This window comes from Marinimicrobium sp. UBA4509, assembly GCF_002388575.1.
In the GTDB taxonomy this organism is placed as follows: Bacteria; Pseudomonadota; Gammaproteobacteria; order Pseudomonadales; family Cellvibrionaceae; genus Marinimicrobium; species Marinimicrobium koreense.
Map to the genome: position 1 here is coordinate 21,586 of NZ_DGMV01000056.1, position 6,248 is coordinate 27,833.

Consider the following 6,248-nt stretch of genomic DNA (forward strand, 5'->3'; position numbering starts at 1 on the left):
TGGTTGGTCGGTTCGTCCAGCAACAATACGTTGGGCTTCTGCCAGACAATGATCGCCAGCGCCAGACGCGCTTTTTCGCCACCGGAGAAATGGGTAATGGGCTCAAAGGCCCGGTCGCCGTGAAAATCGAACCCCCCGAGGAAGTCCCGCACTTCCTGCTCGCGGGCCGTGGGGGTCATTCGCAGAATGTGTTGTGCGGCGGAGGCCTCCAGGTCCAGCGCATCAAGCTGGTGCTGAGCGAAGTAGCCGAGCTGGAAGTTGTCACCGGTGTGACACTCGCCACTCAACAAGGGCAGTTCACCGGAAAGGGTTTTTATCAGACTGGACTTACCGGCGCCGTTGGGGCCCAACAGGCCAATACGGGTCTCGGGCAAAATCCCGAGATTCACCTGACTCAGGATGCGTTTGTCGCCGTAGCCGATATCAGCCTCACTGAGGTTGATCAGCGGGCTGGACATTTTCCCCGCAGGCGAGAACCGGAAACTGAACGGCGAGTCGACATGGGCCGGAGCGATTTTCTCCATCCGCTCAATCGCCTTCAGGCGGCTCTGGGCCTGCCGGGCTTTATTGGCCTGGGCGCGAAAACGGCGCACATAGGCTTCCATATGCGCAATCTGCTCCTGCTGCTTTTTGAAGGCCGCGTCCTGCTGAGCGAGCTTCTCCGCCCGCTGGTGCTCATAGGCGGAATAGTTACCCACGTACAAGTTCAGTTTGGCGTTTTCCAGGGCCACAATGCGGTCGACCACATTGTCCAGAAAGTCCCGGTCGTGCGAGATGATGATCAATGTGCCCGGATAGCGCTGCAACCACTGCTCCAGCCACAGGGTCGCGTCCAGGTCCAGGTGGTTGGTGGGCTCGTCCAACAGCAGCAGATCCGAGGGACACATCAATGCCTGAGCCAGGTTCAGGCGAATGCGCCAACCGCCGGAAAAGTCAGACACTGGGCGATCACCATCCCCGGGAGCGAACCCGAGGCCGGAAAGCAACTGCTGAGCCCGGGCGGGTGCCGAGTAGGCCTGAATGTTTTCCATTTCGGCGTACAACCGGGCCAGTCGCTCACCATCGTCATGGGCGGACTCGATGGCCGACTCCAGACGCCGCAGTTCGGTATCGCCGTCGAGGACATAATCTTCCGCCCGCCGGTCCAGGGTTTCCACTTCCTGGGCCATATGCGCGACGCGCCACTGGCGCGGAATATCCCATTGGCCGCTGTCGGTCTGCAGGCGGCCCAGAAGCAATTGAAAGAAGCTGGACTTGCCGCTGCCATTGGGGCCAATGAGGCCCGCCTTCTGGCCGGGGAAAAGGGTGAGGTCCGCGTGATCGAGCAGAAACTGCCGACCGCGCTGCAGGGAAACTTGCTGTAATTGGATCATGGCGCGTATTCTACACGTTCTAGATGGCCGGCTGGCCGTTGAGTAGCCCAACAGGAAATTGGCAATGAACCTCGCCCGGCTCTATACCCATTTATGGGACTTTTCGCTCCAGCTTTACCAGCAGCCGGGGGTGGAGACCTTGTGCCTGAGCATACAGGACGGCTGGGGCGGGGATGTGAATATTCTACTCTGGCTGCGCTGGCTGGAACAGGAAGGCCTCGCCATCAACGACACCCGGCTGCGCCTTGCCCAGGCCTACATCGCCCCCTGGCGTACGGAGATCGTCGAGCCCTTACGGCGCATGCGCCAGCATATCAAGCGCCATTACGGCACGTCAGACCGGACCATCGAAGCCAGCCGTCAGGCGATCAAGGCCGCCGAACTGCAGGCCGAACAGGCCGTTCAGGCCCGACTGGAAAAACTCGCCCGCACCTGGCTCGGCAGCCAGCGCAAAGCGTCGGTGACACCGGGCGCCAACCTGACCGTCTATGCTCGAGCACTACATCTTCCCGACGACAAAGTCCGGGAGATGCTTGAGGTGCTGATCCGCGCCTGAGCCCAACACAAGCCCCAAACGCACAACGGGAGGCCTGAGCCTCCCGTTGTGCGTTTTTCCAGAGTCGTGTTTCGTTGGCCTTGCCCGGGCCTGCGGCCCGGATAGACTCAGCCCCTAGAATTTGTCATCACTGTCGAAAAAGTCGCGACCAAACAGGCTGCCCGATGCGGGACGATCCGGAACAGGCTCGGCCTTGGGCTTGCCGGTCGGCTCAATCAGCTCCGTGCTCTGGTGACCGGGAACCGGCTCATGGGGATGCTCCTGGGCCGGCTGTACCGGTGGTGCCTCCGGGTTGCGGTTCGCCCCGGCGTTGCTCTCACTGGTCGCGCCCGCTGCGGGAGTGGTGCTTTCCGGTGCGGCCGGCTTCTGGGGCTCTGGTTTGGACGCTGCCTTTTTCGCAGGCGCCTTCTTCGCAGGGGACTTCTGGGCCGCGGGTGCCTTCTTGGCGGCCGGTTTCTTCGCCGCTGCTTTCTTGGCGGGAGCCTTCTTGGCCGCGGCTTTTTTCGGGGTCGCCGACTGGGTCGTGGATGCCTTGCTCGCGGCTTTTTTGGTGCTCACTTTTTTTGTGCTGGCTTTCTTACTGGCCGCTTTCTTGGCCGGCGCTTTTTTCGCCGGTGCCTTTTTGGCCGCAGCCTTCTTCTTGGTGCTCGCCTTCTTGGTGGTCACTTTCGCCGCAGTCTTTTTGGCGGCGGCTTTTTTGGTGCTTGCCTTCTTGGCGGTGGCTTTTTTGGCGGTGGTTTTCTTTGCACTGGCGCTGGCGGTTTTCTTGCGCGTACCGCGCTTGCTCGCCGCCTTCTTGTTCATTTTTTTCTCAACCGCGCGGGTCGCTTTGCGAACTTCACGCGCCAACTGATCCGCCTGTTTCTTTTCCGCCTTGGCCGAAGCCAGTGTCTGCTTCGCTACATCCAGAGTGGCTTGTGCGGTATCAACCACTTTCTGCTGGGCGACTACCGCATCGGACGCCTTGCGCAACCGCTGCTGAGCGGCGACGGTTTTCGCCTTGACCTTGCCGGCGGCGGCCTTTTTGCTGCGCAGCGTTTTCAGCTTGCGCTTGGCCGTATCCAGAGCCTTTTTGGCCTGGGCGGCGGCCTTCTCAGCCTGGGTGAGTTTTTTGGCGCGCGCCTGGTCCAGCTGCGACTGGACTTTTTCGACCTGCTTTTCCAGATCGGACACGCTGACGGTAGCTTTTTTCTTGGCAGCCATAGTGAAATTCCTGTGCAGTTGGAAAGTGAGCGATTAACCGCGTAAACCTGTGCTGGTATTGTAGTATCGTCGGGCAAAAATGTGTATGGCAGCACGCCGAATTGGGCCAGATTGGCAAAAATTTTCGCCATTTAGTGCACTCGATGGAACCTACCGGCGAAAATGTGGACCAACGGGTTCTCATTGTGGCCAGTTAGCGCCGCAAAAAGGCGCCCATTGCCCCCCGGTTTGGGTTACCATGGAGCGCTCTTTGACACCGCTGGCTAAGCGGGCAGACTGACAAACCACTATAAAAGAAGGTGCAACGCATGAAACGCAATGTACGATTGATCGCGGGCCTGCTCGGTGCAACCGCTCTGATGGTTGGCTGCAATCAGGCCGAACCCGAGAACGAACCCGCCAAACTGGAAACTCTGGAAGAAAAGGTCAACTACGTTTTCGGCACCAATTTGGCCGAAAACCTGGCTCAGGGCGGCGTGACCATTGAGCCCGATGCTTTTGCCCAGGCCCTGCGCGACAAGCGTGACGGCGTAGAGCCGCGCCTGAGCGAGGAAGAGATGCGCGAAGTGATGCAGACCTTCCAGGAGCAGGAAATGGCCCGTCGCGAAGCCGAGCAGGAAGCGGCCGCGGAAACCAACAAGCAGGAAGCCGAAGCTTTCTTCGCGGAAAACGCCAACGCTGAGGGCGTGAGTCAGACCGATAGCGGCCTGCAGTATAAAGTGCTCGAAGAGGGTGACGGCGCCAAGCCCGGAGCCGACGACACCGTGACCGTTCACTACCGCGGTCGCCTGCTCGATGGTACCGAGTTTGACAGCTCCTACGAGCGCGACCAGCCGGCCACCTTCGCACTGAACAGTGTGATTGCCGGCTGGACCGAAGCGCTGCAGCTGATGTCGGAAGGTTCCAAGTACGAGCTGTACATCCCCTCCGATCTGGCCTACGGCCCCGGCGGCAATGGTCCCATTCCGCCCAATGCCGCATTGATCTTTGAAGTTGAGCTGCTCGAAATTGACGACCAGGCCGACGCTGATAGCGAAGGCGCTGAATAACCACCGATTCAGTCCCCGTCTTAAAAAAGCCGCCTCAAAAGGGCGGCTTTTTTAATGCCCGGTAGAAACCGGTATCGATCAGTACGTCAGATCGTGCACAAAGCCATCGGAACTGAGCGCTCGATAAACGTCCGGGTTGTCGGTAAAGGCGAGATCCATCACCGCCACGGCGGTCGGATGAAAGGCTTTCCTCTTGGGCAACTGCCAACTGTACACCACCGCCCGGCGTTGCAAATCCCACAGATCGACGCGACCCGACGGCTGCCCGGTCAAGAGCCAATCGCCATCGTCACTGAAGCGCGCCACGGTCACCTGGGTGCCGCGCTTGACACGCTCCTCGGGCAGCGGCAATTCCCAGATCAGATCGCCTTCCGCACTCCACAACCTGGGGCGTTCATAGCGGGCCGCCGAGAGCAATTTCCTGCCGTCCGGACTCATCGCCACGCACTGTATGGGGGAATCATGTTGCTGGGAGACGATCGGGTCGCCGGTCTCAAGATTCCACAGGGTAGATGTTCCTTCATCGGAGCCTGTCAGGGCGCGGGTGCCATCGCCACTCAGGGCCACCGCCGATACCCGGTCACTGTGATGCAGGTTGCGGATGATTCCGCCGCGGCGGACGTTGTACAGCGAAGCGCGGTGATCGGCCAACCCCAACAGCGCGCGCTCCCCCTCGGGCCCCAGCTGGCTGACCAGAATCTCCGACGGGCTGCTCCAGTATTGTTCGGCCTGGCCACTCTGACGATTCCAGAGCACCAGGGTACGCTCATCGGTCGTGAGGGCGTAGTCACCCTCTGGCGAGAAGCTTGCGGAAGTGATCAGGGTGAGGCTGTCGGCTTTGTGATTCCAGTCATAGCGACGCTCATCCGTGTCGAGGGCCCAGAGGCTGCCGCCCTGATAGCCGGACCCGACCACCGCCCAGGCCCCGTTGCGGGACAGGGCGCCCGATTGAACACTGCGGGAGGCCACTTCCAGGCTGGCCACCGGCTCTGCCGGCCGATCACACCCGGCGAGCGTCAGCCCGAGGAGCGAGCACAGGCCCAGGCGGGAGAAGTGACGAACCACGGACGCAGCGTTACGCATAGGCGGGTCTCGCTCGTTTCAGTGATCGGGGATCAGGCCACCAGATCTTTGTGTGCGGTATGTAACACGGCAATCATGCGATCTTCAGCGGTAAACCGGGTTTCCAGGGTTTCGCCCAGTGTCGACAGATCCCGATCCAACGCTTCCAGGTCATCGGTTTCCAGATACTTGTCGTTGAAGTCCAGCACTTCCTGGGTGGTCAGGTCCACCACCTTGAACAATTGGCTGGCCTCTTTCAGCGCGTCTTCATCGTCGAACTCACGCCCTTCCTTGATCAGTTGGTCGTACACTTCAAAGTGCCCGGCCGACACGTAATCCACCATGATTTCGCACAGGTGGCGCAGTTTATGACCTCGCAACTCTTCGTCGGCCTCACCGGCCTTCATGGCGCTGAGGTCGCAAAACTGAACCAGCATTTTGCGCCGCTCTTCCAGCCAGCGATCAATGATTGTACTCACGCCGCCCCAGCGCTCTTTTGCATCTTTACAGTTGTCTAACATAACCCGTCCTTAACCGAGAGAAACATCGACGCCCGATTCAGCGCCGACGCAGGGCCTGCCACAGATGTGCAAGCCCCAGTAGTATAAATCCAATGAGCGTCCAACCGGGAATGCTGATCCCGAACAGTGACCAGGCCACCTCGGCGCAATTGCCGTCACCGGTGAGCATGACCCGCAGCGCATCCAGCAGCGGGAAGGTATCCAGAATATAATCCACCCCCGGACCACAGGCGGGCACTTCGCTGGCGGGCAGGCTCTGCAGCCACAGCTGGCGGCTGGATACGGCACCACCGGCGACCGCCGAGAGCACCCCCAACCCCGCATAAATACCCCGGCCGATGCGCCCCGGATGGTGTAAAAATGCCAGAAGCGCCCAGACGCCCACCAGAATGACGAAAATTCGCTGACTGACACACAGGGGACAGGGCTCCAACCCCATGGCGTGCTCCATATACAGTGCAACGGCCATCATGGCCATCACCGC

General features: G+C 60.3%; 7 protein-coding genes. 2 read left to right on the top strand and 5 right to left on the bottom strand.

Features of this window, described 5'->3' with window-relative positions:
* The coding region (locus B3520_RS10805; protein ID WP_286876028.1) for an ABC-F family ATP-binding cassette domain-containing protein at window positions 1-1,373 on the bottom strand (1,373 nt) is incomplete at its 3' end.
* Between the two features lie 64 nt (window positions 1,374-1,437).
* On the opposite strand from B3520_RS10805, the gene B3520_RS10810 reads away from it, so the two are divergent.
* Window positions 1,438-1,929 carry a TIGR02444 family protein gene (locus tag B3520_RS10810; RefSeq protein WP_286876030.1) on the top strand — a complete coding sequence of 164 codons (492 nt, stop codon included), beginning with the start codon at window positions 1,438-1,440 and terminating at the stop codon, window positions 1,927-1,929.
* Between the two features lie 114 nt (window positions 1,930-2,043).
* Here B3520_RS10810 and B3520_RS10815 read toward each other — a convergent pair whose 3' ends face one another.
* A complete protein-coding gene (locus tag B3520_RS10815) occupies window positions 2,044-3,132 on the bottom strand; it encodes a histone H1-like repetitive region-containing protein (RefSeq protein ID WP_286876032.1) in 1,089 nt (362 codons plus the stop codon).
* A 308-nt stretch (window positions 3,133-3,440) separates the two neighbouring features.
* Here B3520_RS10815 and B3520_RS10820 point away from each other — a divergent pair, with 308 nt between their 5' ends.
* The gene (locus B3520_RS10820) at window positions 3,441-4,181 is read left to right on the top strand and encodes an FKBP-type peptidyl-prolyl cis-trans isomerase (protein ID WP_123639342.1); all 741 of its coding nucleotides are present in this window, start codon (window positions 3,441-3,443) and stop codon (window positions 4,179-4,181) included.
* A gap of 78 nt (window positions 4,182-4,259) precedes the next feature.
* Here B3520_RS10820 and B3520_RS10825 read toward each other — a convergent pair whose 3' ends face one another.
* The 3 genes from B3520_RS10825 to B3520_RS10835 all read right to left on the bottom strand — a co-directional run.
* Window positions 4,260-5,264 carry a WD40 repeat domain-containing protein gene (locus B3520_RS10825; RefSeq protein WP_286805753.1) on the bottom strand — a complete coding sequence of 335 codons (1,005 nt, stop codon included), beginning with the start codon at window positions 5,262-5,264 and terminating at the stop codon, window positions 4,260-4,262.
* Window positions 5,265-5,296: 32 nt separating this feature from the next.
* Window positions 5,297-5,764, bottom strand: a complete 468-nt coding sequence (gene rsd, locus B3520_RS10830) for a sigma D regulator (protein WP_123639344.1) — start codon at window positions 5,762-5,764, stop codon at window positions 5,297-5,299.
* Between the two features lie 37 nt (window positions 5,765-5,801).
* The coding region (locus B3520_RS10835) for a disulfide bond formation protein B (protein WP_349678479.1) at window positions 5,802-6,248 on the bottom strand (447 nt) is incomplete at its 5' end.

Bases quoted from the DNA above. Each gene is read 5' to 3' on its own strand.
- B3520_RS10810 (WP_286876030.1), top strand. From the start codon at position 1,438: ATGAACCTCGCCCGGCTCTATACCCATTTATGGGACTTTTCGCTCCAG.
- B3520_RS10815 (WP_286876032.1), bottom strand. From the start codon at position 3,132: ATGGCTGCCAAGAAAAAAGCTACCGTCAGCGTGTCCGATCTGGAAAAG.
- B3520_RS10820 (WP_123639342.1), top strand. From the start codon at position 3,441: ATGAAACGCAATGTACGATTGATCGCGGGCCTGCTCGGTGCAACCGCT.
- B3520_RS10825 (WP_286805753.1), bottom strand. From the start codon at position 5,264: ATGCGTAACGCTGCGTCCGTGGTTCGTCACTTCTCCCGCCTGGGCCTG.
- rsd (WP_123639344.1), bottom strand. From the start codon at position 5,764: ATGTTAGACAACTGTAAAGATGCAAAAGAGCGCTGGGGCGGCGTGAGT.